This is a genomic window from Hymenobacter sp. YIM 151858-1 (assembly GCF_025979705.1).
Classification (GTDB): Bacteria; Bacteroidota; Bacteroidia; order Cytophagales; family Hymenobacteraceae; genus Solirubrum.
This window is the reverse complement of record NZ_CP110137.1, coordinates 69103-89093: the sequence shown is the minus strand read 5'-3', so window position 1 is coordinate 89093 and position 19991 is coordinate 69103. Positions and strand designations below refer to the sequence as shown.

General features: G+C 50.8%; 23 protein-coding genes and 2 pseudogenes. 21 read left to right on the top strand and 4 right to left on the bottom strand.

Annotation, left to right across the window (positions count from 1 at the left end; genetic code table 11):
• Positions 1 to 13 precede the first annotated feature (13 nt).
• The 8 genes and pseudogenes from OIS50_RS19750 (at position 14) to OIS50_RS19725 (ending at position 4892) form a co-directional block, all read left to right on the top strand.
• Entirely contained in the window at positions 14 to 1051 is a 1038-nt protein-coding gene (locus tag OIS50_RS19750; RefSeq protein WP_264694605.1) for an RHS repeat domain-containing protein, read from the top strand.
• Positions 1048 to 1452, top strand: coding sequence for an SMI1/KNR4 family protein (locus OIS50_RS19745; protein WP_264694603.1), 405 nt, complete (start codon positions 1048 to 1050; stop codon positions 1450 to 1452). The genes OIS50_RS19750 and OIS50_RS19745 overlap by 4 nt, the downstream gene beginning before the upstream one ends.
• Before the next feature lie 99 nt (positions 1453 to 1551).
• Positions 1552 to 2712: an RHS repeat-associated core domain-containing protein gene (locus OIS50_RS19740; protein ID WP_264694601.1), complete on the top strand. Its 1161-nt coding sequence runs from the start codon at positions 1552 to 1554 to the stop codon at positions 2710 to 2712.
• Positions 2709 to 3200 carry a hypothetical protein gene (locus OIS50_RS19735; RefSeq protein ID WP_264694599.1) on the top strand — a complete coding sequence of 164 codons (492 nt, stop codon included), beginning with the start codon at positions 2709 to 2711 and terminating at the stop codon, positions 3198 to 3200. The genes OIS50_RS19740 and OIS50_RS19735 overlap by 4 nt, the downstream gene beginning before the upstream one ends.
• Positions 3201 to 3348: 148 nt before the next feature.
• Complete coding sequence (locus OIS50_RS20620) at positions 3349 to 3714, top strand: helix-turn-helix domain-containing protein (RefSeq protein ID WP_413617047.1); 366 nt, start codon at positions 3349 to 3351, stop codon at positions 3712 to 3714.
• A pseudogene (locus OIS50_RS20615) lies at positions 3698 to 3964 on the top strand (IS1 family transposase); the annotation flags it as partial. The gene OIS50_RS20620 and the pseudogene OIS50_RS20615, both read left to right, overlap by 17 nt.
• A gap of 97 nt (positions 3965 to 4061) precedes the next feature.
• Positions 4062 to 4310, top strand: a complete 249-nt coding sequence (locus OIS50_RS19730) for a transposase (RefSeq protein ID WP_264694597.1) — start codon at positions 4062 to 4064, stop codon at positions 4308 to 4310.
• 6 nt (positions 4311 to 4316) lie between these two features.
• Positions 4317 to 4892 (top strand): transposase, encoded by a 576-nt coding sequence (locus OIS50_RS19725; protein ID WP_264694595.1) that lies wholly within the window; start codon positions 4317 to 4319, stop codon positions 4890 to 4892.
• 627 nt (positions 4893 to 5519) lie between these two features.
• On the opposite strand, the gene OIS50_RS19720 is transcribed toward OIS50_RS19725, so the two are convergent.
• Entirely contained in the window at positions 5520 to 6797 is a 1278-nt protein-coding gene (locus tag OIS50_RS19720) for a hypothetical protein (protein WP_264694593.1), read from the bottom strand.
• Positions 6798 to 7444: 647 nt separating this feature from the next.
• Between OIS50_RS19720 and OIS50_RS19715 the strand changes: the two genes are divergently transcribed.
• The 9 genes and pseudogenes from OIS50_RS19715 (at position 7445) to OIS50_RS19680 (ending at position 12121) form a co-directional block, all read left to right on the top strand.
• The gene (locus OIS50_RS19715; protein WP_264694591.1) at positions 7445 to 8134 is read left to right on the top strand and encodes a hypothetical protein; all 690 of its coding nucleotides are present in this window, start codon (positions 7445 to 7447) and stop codon (positions 8132 to 8134) included.
• A gap of 102 nt (positions 8135 to 8236) precedes the next feature.
• On the top strand, positions 8237 to 8599 hold the full coding sequence (locus OIS50_RS19710; RefSeq protein WP_264694589.1) for a hypothetical protein: 363 nt from the start codon (positions 8237 to 8239) through the stop codon (positions 8597 to 8599).
• A gap of 76 nt (positions 8600 to 8675) precedes the next feature.
• Complete coding sequence (locus tag OIS50_RS19705; protein ID WP_264694587.1) at positions 8676 to 9767, top strand: hypothetical protein; 1092 nt, start codon at positions 8676 to 8678, stop codon at positions 9765 to 9767.
• A gap of 158 nt (positions 9768 to 9925) precedes the next feature.
• The gene (locus tag OIS50_RS19700) at positions 9926 to 10117 is read left to right on the top strand and encodes a transposase (RefSeq protein WP_264694586.1); all 192 of its coding nucleotides are present in this window, start codon (positions 9926 to 9928) and stop codon (positions 10115 to 10117) included.
• A 53-nt stretch (positions 10118 to 10170) separates the two neighbouring features.
• Positions 10171 to 10467 (top strand): IS3 family transposase, encoded by a 297-nt coding sequence (locus OIS50_RS19695; protein ID WP_264694584.1) that lies wholly within the window; start codon positions 10171 to 10173, stop codon positions 10465 to 10467.
• Positions 10460 to 10855 carry a DDE-type integrase/transposase/recombinase gene (locus OIS50_RS19690; protein WP_264694582.1) on the top strand — a complete coding sequence of 132 codons (396 nt, stop codon included), beginning with the start codon at positions 10460 to 10462 and terminating at the stop codon, positions 10853 to 10855. Before OIS50_RS19695 ends, OIS50_RS19690 begins: the two co-directional genes overlap by 8 nt.
• A gap of 15 nt (positions 10856 to 10870) precedes the next feature.
• A pseudogene (locus tag OIS50_RS20610) lies at positions 10871 to 11047 on the top strand (IS3 family transposase); the annotation flags it as partial.
• A 273-nt stretch (positions 11048 to 11320) separates the two neighbouring features.
• On the top strand, positions 11321 to 11665 hold the full coding sequence (locus OIS50_RS19685; RefSeq protein ID WP_264694581.1) for a type II toxin-antitoxin system RelE/ParE family toxin: 345 nt from the start codon (positions 11321 to 11323) through the stop codon (positions 11663 to 11665).
• Positions 11666 to 11767: 102 nt separating this feature from the next.
• Positions 11768 to 12121 carry a helix-turn-helix domain-containing protein gene (locus OIS50_RS19680; RefSeq protein WP_264694579.1) on the top strand — a complete coding sequence of 118 codons (354 nt, stop codon included), beginning with the start codon at positions 11768 to 11770 and terminating at the stop codon, positions 12119 to 12121.
• 537 nt (positions 12122 to 12658) lie between these two features.
• Here the strand turns inward: OIS50_RS19680 and OIS50_RS19675 are convergent.
• From OIS50_RS19675 to OIS50_RS19665, 3 genes are read right to left on the bottom strand one after another with little or no spacing between them, the layout of a single operon-like run.
• A complete protein-coding gene (locus OIS50_RS19675; RefSeq protein ID WP_264694577.1) occupies positions 12659 to 13156 on the bottom strand; it encodes a tyrosine-type recombinase/integrase in 498 nt (165 codons plus the stop codon).
• A 30-nt stretch (positions 13157 to 13186) separates the two neighbouring features.
• On the bottom strand, positions 13187 to 13438 hold the full coding sequence (locus OIS50_RS20645) for a phage integrase SAM-like domain-containing protein (protein WP_264694705.1): 252 nt from the start codon (positions 13436 to 13438) through the stop codon (positions 13187 to 13189).
• Complete coding sequence (locus tag OIS50_RS19665) at positions 13380 to 13643, bottom strand: hypothetical protein (protein WP_264694575.1); 264 nt, start codon at positions 13641 to 13643, stop codon at positions 13380 to 13382. Before OIS50_RS19665 ends, OIS50_RS20645 begins: the two co-directional genes overlap by 59 nt.
• An 81-nt stretch (positions 13644 to 13724) precedes the next feature.
• Here OIS50_RS19665 and OIS50_RS19660 point away from each other — a divergent pair, with 81 nt between their 5' ends.
• From OIS50_RS19660 to OIS50_RS19645, 4 genes are read left to right on the top strand one after another with little or no spacing between them, the layout of a single operon-like run.
• A complete protein-coding gene (locus tag OIS50_RS19660; protein ID WP_264694573.1) occupies positions 13725 to 14612 on the top strand; it encodes a DUF4007 family protein in 888 nt (295 codons plus the stop codon).
• Complete coding sequence (locus OIS50_RS19655; RefSeq protein ID WP_264694571.1) at positions 14596 to 17826, top strand: hypothetical protein; 3231 nt, start codon at positions 14596 to 14598, stop codon at positions 17824 to 17826. The genes OIS50_RS19660 and OIS50_RS19655 overlap by 17 nt, the downstream gene beginning before the upstream one ends.
• 7 nt (positions 17827 to 17833) lie before the next feature.
• The gene (locus tag OIS50_RS19650; protein ID WP_264694569.1) at positions 17834 to 18940 is read left to right on the top strand and encodes a phosphoadenosine phosphosulfate reductase family protein; all 1107 of its coding nucleotides are present in this window, start codon (positions 17834 to 17836) and stop codon (positions 18938 to 18940) included.
• A gap of 12 nt (positions 18941 to 18952) precedes the next feature.
• Entirely contained in the window at positions 18953 to 19990 is a 1038-nt protein-coding gene (locus OIS50_RS19645; RefSeq protein ID WP_264694567.1) for a DUF262 domain-containing protein, read from the top strand.
• The last annotated feature ends 1 nt before the right edge of the window (position 19991 follow it).

Sequence of the window (19991 nt, the reverse complement as noted above, 5' to 3'; positions counted from 1 at the left end):
GCAACCCGGCTACGTGACGGCGTACGTGGGCAACGAAAGCCAAGAGGAGGTGTACTTTGACGACGTGACGGTGGAGCACCGGCAGGGGCTGCAGGTGCAGGAAACCCAGTACGACCCGTACGGCCTGGAGCTGGCCGGCTTAAACAAAGCGCCCACCGTCGAGAACAAATACACCTGGAACGGCAAGGAACGCCAGGACGAGTTCGGCCTCCGGTGGAACGACCACGGCTGGCGCTTCTTCGATGCGCAGCTCGGCCGCTGGGTGGTGGTGGACCCGGACGCGGAGGAGGCCGATCAGGAAAGCTGGGGCACCTACCACTTCGGAATGGATAATGCTGTTAGGTACAACGACCTCGACGGGCGGGCACCAGGCGACCCAGAAGTACCCACCGTGGCGGGCATGCTCTACAGCACAGCTGCGGGGTTGGCTGTGTCAGCAGTTAACACCGCAATGTTCATGGGGGACATGACACCCAGTGGAGGCTTTGGCATGATGCCTACGAAGCGGGCCTCCCTTGGCGAGGACGGTCGCATTCGAATGTATGCACGCATGCCGGCCACAAACGGACGCGAGTTGGCAGCAAATCTTGGCTCCGATTTGCTTGACGTAGCTAACGTCGGTTCTTTAGTAGCAGGTGGCGGCGCAGGTAGTGTATTGAAAGGTGGACTGCTCTTCGCCAAAACTGGTGGCAAAACCGTTGTTGCTAATGCTGTTGCGCAAGCAGGAAAGAAAGCTGTAAAGGTTGCAACTAGTGGTGAGTTTTCTATATCAGACTGGAGTGGATACCCGCATGGAGGAGTACCTAAACCTAAGGGACCATTCAGACTCCTCGAAGGCAGTGATTATGCTACAGCACGCACGTCAGCTAATAAAGCAAACGCTAAAATTCACAAGCAAAATCCAGCCCTAAAAGGGAAGGATATACACGAAATACAGCCAGTTAAATTTGGTGGAAGCCCAACAGATCCAAACAACAAAGTACCTTTAACAAGGAAGGAACACGCACAATACACAACTTGGTGGAACAACCTTCAAAAATCTTTGAAATGAACACAGTACTCACTCAATTTTTCACGGATTTTACCCCAAATACGGCTGTAGATATCCCAACTGCTGAAATTGAAAAAACCATTGTCGACATATTTAAAAGTCCTCCTTTGGATTATTTACAGTTTATGGCTGCAACAAACGGAGGCGAAGGTTCTGTAGGGGAGAATTACCTAGTAATATGGCCAAGCGAGGAAATAAAAGATTTAAATGTTGACTACTCTGTAGAAGAGTTTGCTCCTGGATACCAAATATTTGGTTCAGACGGAGGTGATACTGCTTATGCCTTTGATAAGGCATGCGACATAGTAGAGTTTCCTTTTATTGGGATGACAATGGATTACGAGCCAACAAAAATCGCGAGTTCGCTTGAAGAGCTATTACTTCATCTAAAATCTAAATAAGCATCAAATAGACTTAGGATTGCCTGTGGCGCCAAGAAGAACAGACCAAATCGATAACTGTCGGGTTTGGTGCCGGCCCTGCCGCAGCTGCCCGGCGGCGTGCCCAAGGCCTACGCGCGCCTGCTCGTCTTCGACGCCGACTCGAACCTGGTGGCCCAGCACACCGTGCCGCTCACGGCCGCGGCCAACGGGGGCTACGAACGGCTGTTCACGCAAGTAGTGGCGCCGCGGGCCGGCTTCGTGACCGTCTACGTGGGCAACGAAAGCCTGGAGGAGGTGTACTTCGACGACATCACCGTCGAGCACCGGCAGGGGCTGCAGGTGCAGGAGACCCAGTACGACCCCTACGGCCTGGAGATGGCCGGGCTCAACCAAGCCCCCACGGCCGAGAACAAGCACACCTGGAACGGCAAGGAGCGCCAGGACGAGTTCGGCCTGCGCTGGCACGACCACGGCTGGCGCTTCTTCGACCCGACCCTTGGGCGCTGGAGCGTCGTCGACCCCGACGCCGAGGAAGCCGACCAGGAAAGCTGGGGAACCTACCAGTTTGGGTTGGATAATGCCGTGCGTTATAATGACTTGGATGGACGGTGCCCAGGTGGATGTCCGCCAGTGAGAGCTACTGGTAATGTTGCAAAAGGCCTTAACTCAGGACTTAATCAGAGATATAGTATCTACAAAATGAGGGATAGACAAACAGGCGTAGTGAAAACTACTGGAGGGGACACACGATTTGGCATCCAAGACAATACTTTAGGTCGCATAAAAAATGGCAAACCGGTAGGTATACCTGTCGTTAGATTCGACAAACCTGATGCAGTGACACGTTTTCCACATATTAATGGGGCACCAGGTTCAAAACTTCATCATCCAATCCCAGGGGGAGCTAAAACTTTATCAGCTCTGGAAACGACAGGCAAAACATTAGATGGGGTTGGTAAGGTTGTCAAGCCACTGGCAATTGCGACAGATGTAGTACGCATTGGAAACGCTGTTTATCAAGATAATGGAATAGGTACTAACACAATCAAAACATCAGCTAGTGTAGCAGGTGGATGGGCTGGTGCTTGGGGAGGAGCCATATTAGGGACTAAAGTTGGAGCCACACTGGGTTTATTAGGAGGACCTTTGGCAGAAGTGACTGTACCCGCTGGAGGTTTCGTAGGTGGAATAGTTGGTGGAATAGGAGGAGCTCTTGGCGTTTCTTGGCTTGCAGAAGAATCGGCTGACTTCACAATTCAAAAAATGACAAAAAAATGAATAAGGTTAAAAATTACCAAGTTTGGGAAGTGTGCTGTCCTATTGATGAGATGAATCCAGTAAGTTGGTTATCGTGGGTAAAGGGTATATCTAATCTAATGTATAATTATTGTAAGAATAGATCGCTTTACATATTTACTACTGGGCCTAACTATTTATACAGCATAGGATATGAATTAGGAACGGTAGAACAAGAAGGAATATTTAATGGAGCGAAATATTTGATTACATCTCTAGCTACTATTACGTTTGAACAAATGAAAACGATCATTGAAAGTGATGAGTTCTACTTAGGTTCAATTATACTTGTAGCAGAGCCGTTAACTGATGATAAAATTCAACAGATAATTATTCATCAAGAGACTGAATTAGCCAAGTCAGGAGTTGAGTGTTTTCGAATGAGTTCTGATGGAATGTGTTTTAATTGGTACAATTCAACTCTTACTGATAAATCGATAGATGTATTGAAAGAACTAGTGAACTTATAACATATTCACACAGTGTAGCTGCTGACCATCCAAGTATGTAAGTGGGAGTATACAAGCGCATTCCTTGGACTTGCGCCAGCGCGTGGCGCAGGCCCCCGTATAGCGCGAGGTTATTGCTACGACCTCATGGATAGTTGTATCTTGTAAGATGACGTGTACGCGGTGTGGCAGTGGGTCGAGCTGCAAAAATGGACGCATGAACGGCGAGCAACGCTACCGCTGCCGTTTGTGTGGCTACAACTATACGTGCGGCACGGGCACGGGCTACTCCGTCGAGCATCGGCAGTTGGCCCTCAGGCTTTACTTGGAAGGCATGGGCCTACGCGCCATCGGGCGGGTGCTGGACGTGTCGAACGTGACCGTCCTGCGGTGGATGCGGGCCTACGGCCGGCGGGCGGAGCAGCAGGCGGCGGAGGCCCCGGGCAGGACGTGCGCATCGGCGAGGTGGACGAGTTGCACAGCTATGCCCAGCTTAAAAAAACGCCTGCTGGGTCTGGCTAGCCGTCGACCGTGAGCGGAAGCAGGTGCTGGATGAGGTGGTCGGGGCGCGCGAAGAAGCTACTGGTGCACGGCTGTTTGCCTCGTCGGCCCGGCACTCGTTTCAGCTCGTGTGTACGGACTTCTACCGGCCGTACCGGGCCTTGGTGCCGATCCACATACACTACCGCAGCAAAGCCGAAACCACTTCGGTGGAGGGTTGCAACAGCTTGCTGCGCCACTACCTGGCCCGCTTTCGACGCAGCACCAAATGCTACAGCAAGTGAAGCTGTTTAAGAAGGGGGGCTTGGCCCAAGCTTAAATGGCAAACACTCCCACGAAAGCGGGAAATCTGAGGTGCGACCCATCTCCTTTCCCTCCGCCATGGAAGTCCTCCCCAAAGATAGCACCCGCACCTGTATGCTGCCGCACCTGCCCCTGCGCACGGGCGGACGCCCGTTGCGCGTCGACCCGCTCGAGGTGGTCGAGGCCATCCTCTACAAGCTCAAGACCGGCTGCCAATGGCGGTTCGTACCCGTCAAGCAGTTCTTCTCCCAAGCCCCGCTGGCCTGGCAAACAGTGTACTACCGCTTCAACCAGCGGCGCAAAGACGGTTCGTGGAAGCGCTTGTGACTGAGCGTGCTGCGCCGCTACAAGCACCTGCTGGAACTGTCCAGCGTGCAGCTCGACGGCACGCACACGCCGGCCAACAACGGCGGGGCCGCCGTCGGCTACCAAGGCCGCAAAAAAGCCTTCACCCGCACCCAGCTGCTGCTCACCGACAACCGGGGCCAGCCACTGGTCACCGCCACGCCGCAGGCGGGCAACCACCACGACTTGTTCCAGATCGAGCCCTTGTTCGCCGAGTTCTGCGCACTGCTCGAAACGAACCACATCGACCTGGATGGCTTGTTTCTCAACGCCGACGGCGCCTTCGACGCCAGCAGCTTACGCCAGGCCTGCGCCCGGCGCGGCATCGAAGCCAACCTAGCCCGCAACTTGCGTAAGAACGGCGCGGCCGACGAGCACTACGTCTACTTCGACGAGCAACTCTACCGCCGCCGCACGATGGCCGAGCACGCCCACGCTTGGCTCGACAGCTTCAGGACCTTGCTCGTGCGCTATGAGACAACCGTCGAGGATTGGTTAGCCTTTCACTGGTTGGCTTTTGTCGTCTCGTTTCTGCGACGTATCAGCCGAAAATCGACTTCCTAAACAGCTTCAGTGCAAGCAGATGCTCCTACAAGCGGTGCTCTTGCTACGCGCCAAGAAAAACGGAACCCTGTCTAAGATACTGTAGCAATGCCTGCGTGTTGGCCCGTGGAGCCACTGTTTAAAAAATGCTCGGATCATACCTAGCTCGATCTATTACTTCACAACCTCATAGGTTCCGATAACTTTTAATTATCGGAATCTAGCAGAATCTAGCAGTATGTTTCCTTTTCGAGCCGATTGTCAGTCGTCCGCCTTCGGCCTGAATCTTTGTTCCCGTAGCTCAGCGTTGGGTCGTCGAGCGAACCTTTGCCTTGCTCAACTAATTCTGCGGCCTCGTAGTGGACGACGAGCACCTACCAAAAAGCCACGCCTCTTGGAACCACCCGGCGCACATCGTACTCAATCGCATCGCCTATTACTCAATATGCTCTAACATGTCCAGAAAAGGGAGGGGCACGACGCCCTAGAAACATGGCGTTTCTAGGGCGTTTGCGCATAGTGCTGGTGTGCTCGTAAAACGGGCGTTTTAGATACCCTTTTACGGACACCAAATCATACAGCAGTGATCAAGTCACTACGTTAGTGAAAAGCTTGTGCGATAGATGATAGAGCGGTGGAGCACACGCATTATATGCCTAAGCTTGTTTTAGCTGCTTGAATGGCAATGCCTATCCCAACCTTCGTCGCAGTATCCCACACCCAGGCGCCTGCGTTCTTCAGGTACTGCAAAGCTTGGTTGCTGTCCCCTGCTGCGGCCGCTTTCTCTGCGGCGGCTACGGTCCCTAACTCGATGTACTGATCAGGCTCTGTAGCGTGCCGGCTCAAGGCTTCGCGCAACGCCGTCAGTTCTTTGGCGAGTTGCTGCACATCGACGTTGTCATTAACTCCCGATGTAACTTGGTTGAAGGTTGAGTTATGCACTTGGGCATTCGGGCCCACCGCGCCTGCTTGGTTGACGTTGTATTGATCGTTCATATTAACCGTGTCGATGATGTAATTGCGTACGCCGGGTTCGCGTCTGCGCTGTGGGGCGCCGTACTCCAGCAGAAGGTCGGCATACTTGGCCACTTCGGCTTGGTCATCCAGGTCCAGAAAGTCTTGGCTAAAGATGCGCAACTCTTCCAACAAAACAGACTCCAAAGCGAGGTGTTGATCGGCCGCGACGAATTTAGGTTGGTATTCCCTTGGTACAGTACTATCATAGCTATACGCTGGTTCACAAGTCAAAGAAATGGTTGGTACCAGCGTTGCACGCGCAATGCCCGCGACATAATTCACTGTGGGCGACAGATCATCGACTATATGAATCGCTAGGTTAGCGTTAGCAATCGCTTCGTGTAAATCGCCCTCTTTCAACTGTTCAGGTGCCTGGGCTAAAACAGCAAGCTCGTATCCGCTGATGTTAAGGTGATGACAGGTTGTTGAGAGGTCATTGGGAGTTAGCGCACTTGCTCCAATTAACATACACGTTTGGCGTAAAGCAGATGGTTGGTAACGGGGAGGAGGCTCAGCTCCGATGTACTGCTTCAGGATCTGAAACGCATGGCGATGCTCCCTGACTTGCCGCAACAACGAGGTGCGTGAGAAACGGTACTGCAGGATACGCTGTGGCACCAAATGGTTGGGCAGACAGTCTTCGACAAATACCAGCAGGGGTTTGCGCGCGCGTAGGCACAAACTGATTTCATACAGGATGTGGGCCGACACGCCGCCGTCGCGTACGGTGAGAACGGCAACCATGCCGTCGCTAGCATTGAGGTGCCGTTCTAATTTGGCTGCGTTGACTTTGTCCGACGGTGGATCGAGGCTAGGTGTTACCCCTGCACTGCGCATAAGCTTCGCGAAGTGATCTACCACATAGGTATCGATGGGGCGGTAGCTGTGGGAAAAGTAGGCTATTTGCATGAGCGGTGATTGAGGCCTTCAGCGTCAATATATGGTTGTGGAGAGAAAGTATAAGAGCTGTTACATTACATAAAGGAGCGTCTATAAAACGCGTCGGCATGATAGCATACTGCCACTCTCGGTAGCGGGTAGCGGCGCCGAATCGGTACGGATAACTGGTGCCGATATCAGCGCCGATACCAGCGCCAGTAGCGGCACCGTAAACGAGGAGTAGGGGAAGGCGGTGCAGCAGAGCGATGGGAACGCTGCCACCATGCGGTGGCCACGTCTTTCAGGAAGAGCAGGAGCAATGGTCGGAGGATCCCTGCAGGCCCGCATCAACCCATGCTCGCGGGCCACACCTACACTGGGAGAACACGAGGCGGCCGGAATACAATACGCCTCGTTCGGACTGCCACAAATAGCCGCGCTGCTACCGGTCGCTACCGGCGGGCCCTGTCCGCGGTTGGGCCCCGGCGCACCCTTCCTGGGTAGCTGTCACATTTTCTAAACGGAGCCTGGAAAGTGTGACAGCCATTATGGTCCGATGGTAAGGCTTGAACCTTTTGATTAAACATTCAGTGCTGACACTGATGTGCCATAGCTTACAAAAAAAGTGCTTAGCGCTAACCTATCACGAACTGAGGTACCCCCTAAACGCCATAGCCATGAACATACTCGATGTAGATTACAAATTGACAGGCTGTGTCAATAATACTCCTCTTGAAGTTATTGGTACTGGCTTGGCTGACTTCGACAACGGGCGTTACGAGATGCAGATGCAGATGGACAATGTCCCAATGCACTGGGACCCAGCGTTTGTTATTCTAATCTGTTGTGATAGAATGCTTGGGGTTTGTGCAAAGCAGCAAGGAAGAGCTAAAAATATCCATACCCTTTCCGATGGCTTTCATGCATTGGCATGGCGACAAGCTGGGATATATGACGAACAGGGCCGGGAAGTTGGTTATGCCAACGCTTCCTCTCATGGTCACCGTGAAGGTAATACTCTAGTTAGTAGGAGTCAGATTCTTACAGGGCACATTCACCTAGATTTACTCGAAGAAGTTACAAGTATTTCTACCCCACATAATGCAATGCAAATGCCTTTTGGCGATAACATGACGCTTTTAACAAGCGCATATTCGTTTGAAACTGATCATGGTAATAAGTATAAAGGCTTTACAGTATACCCGTATAAGATACCACTTGATAGACTCCAAGGCGAGATGATTTCAGATTTTCAGTTGCTGACAATTGAAAATATTGATTTTAGTAGAGTAAGGGAGAAGTCAGGGGCTTGCACTTTTAAGTTTGAAATGCAGCACAGTGTGGAAACTCTTCAGATAACACGATAACTGTCTAGACCTATCCATACTAAGCACTGTATCTGTAGTGCGCGCAGACAAGCCAATATTTATGTTTAAGGCAAATAAAATATTCAACAAAACCCTTCACCCATGCCGCTTGTCAATTTATTGATCTCCATCGATTCTGCCGCACGCTGGGTAGACTACTGCAACCTAGAAGGCCGCCGACTCAAGCCGGACGATTATTTCCGTCTTGTCCAAGGAAAATGGGAGGCTAAGTTCAACGACTTTCATATTGAAGCTGACAACGACTTGGACTTATTAGTCGTGGTAGTTGGTAACCCGCGAACAACCTGCACGATGGAAGTTACCATTGATGGACGCAAAGCTGGTCCTTTTTCTCTGAGCGGGGGAACGTTCAACAATAATGGCTACGGGGCTTTTGTGAAGGAAATTCGTGTGCCGATTCCTGCTCCTGCCGGTGCGGCAGGAGCAGGAATCGCCAGCAATTAGAGAACAAAGCCACATGATAGGTGCACCACAAACATACCGACACTGGAGTTGGATAATTCTAGCAACGGGATTAACCTTGGCTCAGTCAGCCCACGGTCAGTACTTACTGCAGCAGCAAATTGGTGGCTCCTCGCTAAGTCTGAACAATCAAGGAGTTGAGAAGAAAGCGACTAGCTGCTGCGAAGAGAAGAAGGACGATGGCAAAAAAACATCCGCCACCAGCCTTGGCTTCTTAGCCTTCTCCACATTGGAGAAAAAGGCTGATTTGAACCTGTACAGCTACTCACCACGAGGTGACAAGCACGATGTCTTCTTCGGCTTGTCAGCGGCTGGGGAAATCAAGAATGATATTGCATCCATTCTTAAGAGTGGCGATTTAGTGACCGGTGCATCAGCCAAGGCTCGCTTTGGGTGGCAGATTTTCAAACAGGGTCTAGGCGCATCTTTAGAAACTGCCTTAGATGCAGCTAGTAAGATCGAAGACGTGAATGAGCGGGAGCGGGTGGTCGGCAGGTTACTCGATAACACCGTACCGGCGCGTGACCTTTGGTTTGTGCTGAATGCAGGTTTCGCAGGCTCCAAATTTAAGCGCTTCTTACCTGATACGATTTTCGATAAGCAGATACAAAAAGAAACCTTTAGTGCACCTGACCTTAGTATCGGGCTGAATTATTGGCAAGCTCGATTATGGAAGTTTACGGTGTTAGGAGGTGCTACATATGGTTGGAAACGTACTAATACTTTCGACAAACTCGATGAAAGCACGCGCGAGGATACGCGCCAAGTTGTTGACCCCACTAATGGCACAACGCGCAAGATTGTTACGAAGGAAACCGTCTACACAGGCACCTACAAGGAGCAGGCTGCTAGATCCCTCGTAACTGATCTCTATTTGGTACCACACTTTCTTGACAACGTAGGCGTATTGCTGTCCCAAACAACGGAGTCCTATCCCAAATCAGCCCTTACGAAACCGCGTACCACTCCGAGTATGGGAATTTTCTTCTTGAAGGACCAAAATTCTTTTAATCCAGTGGTTGGCCTCAGCCTCGGATTCTACGACATTGGCGATAATGACACGTCTGATGATGATAAATCGAAGCAGTCGAAACTCAGTCTTTCTCTATTTACCCGCGTGTTGCTGTTCAGCAACCAACAGCGTCAGTAGCCTCCACGTCTTGACCCAGCCCGAGACGGTGCAGTTGAGGTGGTCCAGTGAGGCCGGAAGGAATTCGGACGTATTTTCCTACCGTCATGGCAATACCCCTGCAGGTAAGCAAGCTGGATAAGCGGCTCAAATACGACGACGCGTTCTAGGCCGAAGCCTTGCGCCTGGCCGGCGAAAGCCGCTCGACCCGGGCCGCGGCCCGGCAATTGGGCATCAGCGAGAAGCTGCTTTACCGCTGGCAGCAGCAACAAGCCGCCGCCGAGTTGGGCAGTGAAGAGTTGGCCCACGACCCGGAAGTGCGTGCGCTACGCGCCGAACTGCAACGGGTGAACGCGAGCGGTACATCTTAAAAAAAGCCTTGGCCAGTTGCCTGCTGTAGGCGCAGGCTCAGCAGAGAGACGCCGTGAGCCGCTACCGCTTCATCGACCGGCATCGCGCCGCCGTGCCGGTGCGTAAGCTGTGCACGGTGCTGCAGGTGGCCCCGAGCAGCTACTACGCCTGGCGGCAGCGGCGTGGGCAACCGACTCCGGCCTGGGAGCGGGCGGTGGTGCGGGCGTTCCAGCGCCACGGGCGGCGCTACGGCACGCGTAGGCTGCGCGCCGAGCTGCAGGCTGAAGGCCACCCGGTAAGGCGGTGGCGCATTCGGCGCGTGCTCACCGCCCACGGCTTGCGGGCCCAGCAGCCCCGCTCGTTTGCGTGAGCGCACCACCGATTCGGCCCACGGCCGGCGCGTAGCCCCCAACCGGTTGCTGGACCAGCCGCGCCCCACCGCCCCGAATCAGGTCTGGGTCGGCGACATCACCTGCTTGCCCAAGCAGGGCGGCGGCTGGCTCTACCTGGCCGGCTGGCAGGACGCGTGCTCGCGCAAGGTGGTCGGGTGGGACGTGCGCGAAACCATGCCCAAGGACCTCGTGAGCGAAGCCCTGCGCCGGGCACTGGCCGTGCGCCAGCCGCCCCCCGGACTCGTCGTGCATTCCGACCAGGGCAGCCAGTACACGGCCACCCGCTTCCGCGACTTGCTGAGGGAGCATGCGGTTGAGCAAAGCATGAGCCGGCGCGGCAATTGCTACGACAACGCGCAAGCCTAGACCTTCTGGAGCCGGCTCAAGACCGAATTACTCGACGGCGGCCGCTTTGCCGGTCTGGAAGAGGCACGCCTCGAACTCAGCCACTACATGGCCTACTACAACGACGAGCGGCGCCACTCGGCCCTCGCTTATCGCTCACCCAACCACTTCGAAACCCATCTGCAAACAACATCCGAAGAGTGTCTAGCTTAGCTAGACCACCTCAAAGGTACCCACCTACACCTCTACTTTTCACTGGATCACCGAGCGGAGAAGCTTACAAATAGTGCCCAAAAAGTGGGCCTCAGAACGGGAAAGTTAGATTCCGGTCCACGCGGGCACTATTTGAATTGGACTTTCGTTTACATATAACTAAACTTCATGCCCTGTAAAGTATGGTTATAACTAAACTATCCGTATGTTTGTGACGTACAAACGGTACACGGCATCCTTGGTGTCGGATTACTTTACTTAACGCGGCTGCCAATGCAGAAAAAAATTAACGTCAAGATGACTCCCGAGGCGCGGGAGTTCATGAAGGCTTTGCCTTCGGAAACACGCAGAGAACTTGGTGTCACGATTCGACGGGTTCAGAACGGGGAGAAAGGAAGTTTCTTTAAGAAGCTGACCGATTCAGATGGGATCTGGGAATTCAAAGAGGAAGACGCCAATAACGCCTATCGCTTGTTTGCCTTTTGGGATTCAACTGGCGTCGAAGAAACACTCATTGTTTGTACCCATGGTATAGACAAGAAGTCTCCCAAGACGCCTAAGAAAGAAATTCAGAAAGCCGAGCGAATTAAGCGGGATCATTTCGGGAGTGATTCGTAACGCGACACTCACTAAGCAGGGGTTGGCTCACAAGAGCCGCCCCTGAAAATCCCGCTTACTCCGACGCAACAGAAGCACCAGCACCAGACACAGCACATGACCATGAAAGAGCAACAGAAAAACCAGAGACAGAGCGTCGTCGAGCACAAATCGCCTTTAGAACTGACTAGCTATAATGACTTAGAGGATGAGTTTTTTGGAGTTGTTGGCACTGCGGAAAGAGAGGCATACGATCAAGCAGTGGAATTAGCGCTCATTCCCAGCACTATTAAAGAATATAGAAAGAAGAACGGTTTGACTCAAGAGCAACTAGGCAATAAAATCGGTGTCAAAAAGGCACAGATTTCACAATTAGAGCGCAATGCCTCGAATGTAACTATTAGCACGTTGCAGCGTGTTTTTGGTGCACTTGGCACTGCTGTTAAAATCAAATTGGAGCCAGAACTCGCCCACTAGACACCACTCGCCGCAAGGCATCCGCGTTATTTATTAGCAGTTGCGTATTAGAATAGTTGATGAAAGCCCTGGCTTGACGGCCAGGGCTTTTCTATTTCACAGCATGCATCTTATGGCGCTGTTAACAGAATAAAAAGTAGTGGCGCAAACCCTAATAGCTATTTCCTCTGTCATGTCCCAATAACGGCCTGATAGCAAATGCTCTAGAGTCTTTGTTGAATGATTGATGTCTACACCAGCTTCATTGTTAAGTTAAGGCCAGCCGTAGCACAATTAGTTAAGTGCCACAGCTTGTGGTTTAGGGATTTAACAGAGACCATTGAACTCGTTAGCAGAAGGTGTCAGTGTATAACACAATGTAGCAACTGACTTCGCTGTATTGTGCGCTAACTGCCATCGTATGATTCACCGCACAGATGATGTAGGGGACCTTGAAAGTTTGAAAGAATTATTGAGTGTCAGCTTCTTGTAGTAAGTAATACCCGCTTTTGTGCAGTTAACAAAAGCCCCAACCTAACCTGGTTGGGGCTTTCTGCTTTAGCTCACCTTCATTAATGGACGGGTGCTATCTTGCTCATCCAGCATCTGGATGGTAGCCCGCTTCATGTCGTCGTCGACGTGCACATACTTCATAGTGGTGCTGATCTTGGAGTGGTCCATTAGTATCTGCAGCACATCCACTTTGCCGCCCCTTCGGATGAACTCGGTGCCGAATGTCTCACGCCCGACGTGGTGGTGCATGTTCGTTTCGATGCCCAGCTTCTGCGCGATGAGCTTTAGCACCCGGTTGGAGTGTTGGTCGGTGTAGTTATAAAAGCCGGCCAGCCCTTCCTCTCGACGGGCATCCTCCAAATAGCTGATGGCCTTGCGCGTGAGTGGCAGCATCATTTCGCGCAGCTTCTTTTCGTAGGTTTTCTGGATCTGGAACGTCAGCTCCTGGCCGTTCAGCTTGGCATACTGAATGGCTTTCAGGTCACCGAGGCTCAGGCTGCTGTTGCAGCTGAAGACAAACTTGCGCAGCACGCGACGCTGCACCGAGCGCGGTTCGCAGCGCTGGTAGTAGGCCTAGAGCAGCGACAGTTCCTCCGACTTCAGTGGCTTCCATTGGCCCTGCGCTGATTGATTGTCGAAATCGGCGTACGGGTCTTCGAACTTGATGCGGTCCTTCTTAGCCAGCGCGAGGTAAGTCTTCACATCCTTGTGCCGGCCCCAGATGGTGTTGATGGACTTGATGTGCTTCTTTAAGTAAGCGTCGAAATCATCGGCAAAGCGTTGGTTGAGGCTGTAGAAGGGGAGGGTAGGGCGGAAGGCCTTCAGCGCATATCAGACTGCTCAGGTGGTTTTTGCGGGTGTTCTCGCTGATGCCCTGTTTGTGCGTTTTGCCCTTGCGGTACCGCTCGTAAATCTTGGCTTCCATGTAAGCCACGAAGTCTTTCTTGCTGGCCTCGGTGTTGTAATCGAGCAGGAAGCCCTCGGTGGTCAGCCCTTGCCCAGATAGGCGGTAGCCCACAATCGTAAACACCTGTTGATGCTCAAGTTATTAGGAATTTCCTTTAGTATCCCGTTGCCAAGCACGTTACCTTAGCATAAAAAAGTCGCTACTATGCTTAGTGGAAAGCTGGTTTTTCAGGGCCACAACACCTTTTTATGCCGCCACAGCTGGCTGAAGAAAGGGTACGACTTTATAGAGGCAGGCGGAGGGTTTAATGACGCTGATGCAGTGGTGAAGTTGGGTGTAGGTAAGAATATGGTGGACTCAATACGGTATTGGCTCCGCTCCTTTGGTCTTACAAATGAGGCAGATGAGCTACAAGCTGTAGCTCACGAGTTGCTGGGTCCTGACGGATACGATCCGTATCTTGAAGACAACGCAACCCTGTGGTACTTACACTACCTATTAGTTAAGACCGGCCGGGCTTCGCTCTATCATTTCGTGTTCAATGAGCTTCGCAAAGAAGGTTTCTCATTCAGCCGTGCTCAGCTGCAACAGTTCATCGTTCGCCGCAACAATGAACTAGGGGCTACCTCTCAGCTCAACGCCAATACGCTTGATTCTGACCTCACGGTGTTCATCCGCAGCTATGCGCCTTCCGGTAAGGACAAGGAGAAATACGATGTAGAGGAGGAGTCAAATGGTTTGTTGCAGGATCTAGAGTTGCTGACCATTACTAAAAATGATGGTATCCGCTACCACATCGAAAATCTAGAACGGCGAGAAATTCCGTGGCAGATAGTATTGCGCGCGATTTTGGAAAATGAGCATTTTGGCGAGACTATCAGTTTCAACGATTTGGAAGTTGCACCTGATTCACCCGGCTTGCTATTCGCGCTGAACGAGAAAGGCCTCTTCCACAAAATTGAAGAGATGAAGGCCCATTTCCCGACGGCCATCATCTACTCCAGCACGGCCGGTAACCGGGTGCTGACGATCAAAAGAGAATTAATTAACCTCGATGAGGTAATGCAGCAGTATTATGGCCACCTCGTTTAGTCCATCGGTTAACATTGTACGGGATGAAGCGCAGGAGCTTTTATACATCCCCACCCGCAATGCTCAGACGATTTTTGGGCAGATAGTCGACAACTACCTCTCTGGGATTCACTGTTTCAACATTGTTGGGGCATACGGCACAGGTAAATCAGCCTTTCTATGGGCTTTTCAGCAGACCCTTACCAAGCGTAATGAATACTTCCATGCCGAGGCAGGCTTTAAAAACGTCAAATCATTCCGCTTTGAGCATTTCGTTGGGCAGTACGCTTCGCTGAAGCAAACGCTGGCTCAGCACTTCTTGGCCGATGACACCAACGATACGCCCTCTTCGGCTATCATTGAAGCAATAGACCAAGAGTACCAGGCACTGGCGAAAAAGAAGTTTGCTCTCGTGCTCATCGTCGATGAGTTTGGGAAATTCTTGGAATACGCATCCAAGGAGAACCCGGAAGAAGAGCTCTACTTTATTCAGCAGCTGGCTGAGTATATCAATGATGCCAACAAGGATATACTCCTTCTAACTACTGTTCACCAGGATGTTAGTTCTTACTCTCTTGGGTTGACTCGTATGCAGCGCTCTGAGTGGGAGAAGGTAAAAGGGCGGTTGAAGGAACTCACTTTTAACGAGCCGGTAGAGCAGCTGCTTGCTTTAGCTGCGAAACAGCTGTCCACTACTCAAGCCACAGTACCCGCCACGGCCAGAAACGAGCAGCTTTTCAAGGCCATCAAAGCGGCTCATGCATTTCCTCTGCGCGATTATGGTACGGCTGAGATGCAACAGCAGGTATGGCCTCTTGATTTACTCTCGGCAGGGGTATTAGTACAGGCCTTGCAGCGCTATGGCCAAAACGAACGCTCCCTGTTTACGTTCCTGCGGTCGAACGACTACCTGGGTATTGAGCAGCACGGCGCGGAGGGTGTGTACTACAGCGTAAGCCATGTTTACGACTATTTGAGTTACCATTTCTACTCATTACTGACGTCGCGCTTCAACCCGGATTTTACCCGTTGGTCTAGCTTGAAGGCTACTCTAGACCAGCTGGAAAAATACTTCGACGATGAGGTGAGCCTTGCTGCGGCCCGACAGCTTGTCAAAACCATTGGTCTACTGTCCATTTTTGCGCCTGCCGGCGCCGAAATCAGTGACGAGCTGTTAGAAACATATGCTCAGGTTAGCCTGGGCCTACCTTCGGCAGCTGCTACCATCAAAAAGCTGGAGCTACATAAACTGATCCGGCTAGTACGGCACAAGAACAGCTATATCCTGTTTGAAGGCACCGACTTGGATATTGAGCTTGCTATTGATGAGGCCGGATCCTTAGTAGAGCAGGTGACAGACGTAGCTACCAGGCTGCGTGAGTTTTTTACATTCCCGTATATCGCTGCCAAGCAGGCTTCATACGAGACTGGTACGCCCCGCGTGTTCGAAGTTCGCATGACGGATGACGTTTTGCTTGAAGAGCCACAAGGCGAAATTGATGGCTTTGTCAATCTGATTTTCTCCGATACCATCACTCCAGCAGCGCTCCGGAAAGCTGTGGGTGATCGGCAGAGCGCCGTCCTGTATGGTATCTACCGTCGTTCGGGCGAGATCAAACGCCTCATCCGTGAGATTGATAAAGTGCGTCAGGTCCGAAAAGAAAACCTGAACGACAAAGTAGCCGTGCGGGAGCTTGATGGTATCATTGACCACCAAATTGCTCTACTCAATCATTACGTTCTGGATAGCCTGTACCATGCCGATGGGAACATTACTTGGTACTTCAACGGGGCCGCTGAGGTTAATTTTAACAACCGCCGGTCATTCAACCGCTGCTTATCCAACATTGCACAGGAAGTATACTCGGCTGCTCCTACCTATCGTAGCGAGTTAGTAAATCGTACCAAGCTGTCGACGCCTATTCTGACGGCGCGCAAAAACTTCATTCGGGCGCTATTCAATAAATGGCAGTACCCCGATCTGGACTTTCCTACCAAAAACTATCCGCCCGAAAAGACCATTTACCTGTCGCTGCTGCAGGATACAGGTATGCACGGCCGATTTAACGGTGAGTATGCTCTTATGCCGCCCACAGCGCCTACATTCCAGCTTTTGTGGGCGGCTTGCGACAATTTCCTGCAACAATCACAGGAGGGCAAGCTGAAGATTTCGGAGCTAATGAATCTGCTACTGCGCAAGCCATTCAAGCTCAAGCAGGGCTTCATTGACTTCTGGGTGCCTATTTTTCTCTTCATCCGGCGTCATGAGTTTGCGCTTTACGGTGAAGAAGGGAAGTACATTCCCGACCTGAACCCCGAGGTGGTGGATCTGTTCACCAAGAGCCCAGCGCTGTATTCGGTTAAGGCTTTTGAGCTTCTTCCTGAAAAGCTGGCGTTGTTCAATGAGTACCGGGAAATGCTGCAGCTGGGCACTATTGAGCGTCTCTCCAACAAGACGTTCATTGAGTCAATCAAGCCCTTCCTGACGTTCTATCGTCAATTGCCTGACTATGCCAAGCGCACACGCAATCTGCCTGCACCAGCCCTCAGGCTCCGCGAAACCATTGTAACGGCTAAGGACCCCCAAGCAGCATTTTTTGAAACGTTTCCAGGGGCTCTGGGCTTTGCGCTTCCTGCTCTACAGCAGGATGCAATTACCCGTGAACGGTACGTGCAGGCGTTACAGCACAACATCGGCCTCATCCGGCAAGCGTATCCTGCTTTGCTGCTGCGTATGGAGCAAGCCATTAGCAGTCATATAGTAGGTAAATCCGTTGAGTTTGAGCAGTACAAACGTGCCTTGCAGGAACGCTTCCGAAGCCTAGAGCCGCATCAGTTACCTAAGGAGCTGGTCGTGTTCCGTGAGCGTGTTATGTCTAAGCTCGATGACCGGGAAGCTTGGCTAAATTCCATGGCCACGGCCTTACTCACCAAAAGTCTAAAGGACTTCGACGATACCGACGAGCGTATTTTTCAGGATAGGTTTGTACAGCGTATTCACGAGCTCGATAACCTCTGCGAGCTGACCAAAACCGTCATCGACCCCGAAGCTGAGGATATTGTCCGTGTGGGCATATCCATGTTCGGCACCAAGGAACGGGCCCGCGTTATTCGTCGGCCCAAGCAAACTAGCACCGCTGAAAAGGAGTTGGAAAGTAAAATTCGTGACCTGCTAGGCGACGACAAACCTAGAAGTTTGGCTATTTTGGCTCGCCTTTTACAGGAGCATCTATAGAACACCCATGCGAAACAAGCCTCTCCGGCACGTATTAGGCATTTCGGGCGGCAAAGACAGCGCCGCTTTGGCCATCTACTTGCGCAAAAAGCACCCTGAGCTAGATTTAGAATACTATTTCTGTGATACGGGCAAGGAATTACCAGAGACTTATACTCTGATCAGTAATCTGGAAAACTACCTGGGTAAGAAGATAATCCACCTGAACGCGGCCCCCGATAGTCCCGAAGATTCTTTTGACCACTTTGTGAAAGTGTACGGGGGATACTTGCCTTCATCTAGCGCACGGTGGTGCACCAAGAAGCTGAAGCTGGAACCCTTCGAACAGTTTGTAGGCGACGACCCGGTTGTGTCCTATGTTGGCATCCGAGGCGACGAAGACCGTGAAGGCTACATTTCACGCAAGCCGAATATTCAGTCCATATTCCCTTTTCGGCGCAACATCTGGAGCGAAGACGTCATTCAAAAAGTACTCCAGGCTGATGCCTTGCCCCGCTTAAGTAGCCTCTACCGGGAAATGGCTGACCTGGCTCAACAGCCGCGCCTACTTCCTGTGGTGGAAATGCCTCTAGCCCGCGGCTTCAACCAGACGCAGAAGCTTAATGCACTGCTCGATGTTGATGTACGTTTGTTTAACCGCGTGGTATTTGCCATGCTGCGTGACACTGCTTACCCATTGGCACAGGCTTCCGAGTTTTCCCTTGTCGACAACGAGGATAACTTGGTTCGTGCCGATATCTTTCATGAATTGCGCACTAGCGGGGTAGGCGTACCAGCCTATTATGAGAAGCGCACATTCGAAGTAGACGGGCAAAAAGGTGAGTATGCACGCAGCCGCTCTGGCTGTTATTTCTGCTTTTTCCAACAGAAAATAGAATGGGTGTGGCTGTATGAGCAAGATCCAAAAACCTTTGCAATGGCAAAGGCATACGAAAAAGACGGTTACACTTGGATGGAAGAGTCACTAGATGACCTTATCAAGCCAGAACGCATCCGACAAATTAAGCTGGATGCTTTAGCCAAACAACGAAAAAGCAAATCTTCCAATAGCGCTTTCCTCCTTGATAACCTCGATGATGAGGAAGAAGTAGGATGTGCTGCATGTTTTATATAGGTCCTTTAATACATGAAAGCAGAAACTACTACTTGGACAATTTCTGAGCTACACAAAAACATTGATACTATAAATCCAGCTCCTCAATATCAGCGTGCGCCTGTTTGGAGGCTAGAGAAAAAGAAGCTACTTATCGATTCAATACTAAATGGATATGATTTGCCTAAGTTCTATTTTAGGCATACTCCCCAAAACCCTACATATAAATATGAAGTTGCGGATGGTCAACAGAGACTAAATTCCATTGTTGAATTTGTAAATGATAGAGTAAAGCTCGATGTCGTTGAGATTGAGGGTATTGAACACAAAAATCTATATTATTCCGATTTGACAAGAGAACAAAAGGCCAAGTTATTAAGCTATAAGCTGAGTGTGTCAATTGTGGAAGAGGCTACTAGTAGTGAAATCAGAACACTATTTGCGAGACTGCAAATGGGTGTGAACTTGATACCTGTTGAATTAAGACATGCTTTAGCAAGTAATCTTGGATTCATGATCCAAAGTGTGGTTGAAACTCATACTTTCTTTAAAAATAGCAGAATTTTGGAAAGCAGATATAAACATCAGGATTATTTAGACCATGCCGTTTGTTTAGTTTTTTATGGTGAAACCAAACCATTGAATGCTGCTAGCTTAAAAAGCCTATACACTAACTTTGCTGATATTGATGCAAATGAGTGTATGCCCGAGTTTGCAAAAATTCAAAAAGTTCTGTTATGGATGGATCAAATAAATGCTCATGCAAAAGGTGTTTTCAAAAATAAATGGACATTTGTGGATATGTTTTATATGTTATTCTTAAATCATGATCGTATCAAGAAAGTGAAAGCATCTAACATAGCTCAAAAGCTCTTGTCATTTGAAGTTAGGCGAAAAAAATACAATAAAAATCCAAAGGAACTTCTTGAATCACCTAACACTTTCAATGAGTATACATTTGAATACATAAATGCTTTCAATCGTGATGGCGGAGACAAATCTAACTTTATGACTCGCAATAAAGTTTTTAGTTATATGTTAAACAATTTCAATTATTTCGAATATAACTAAT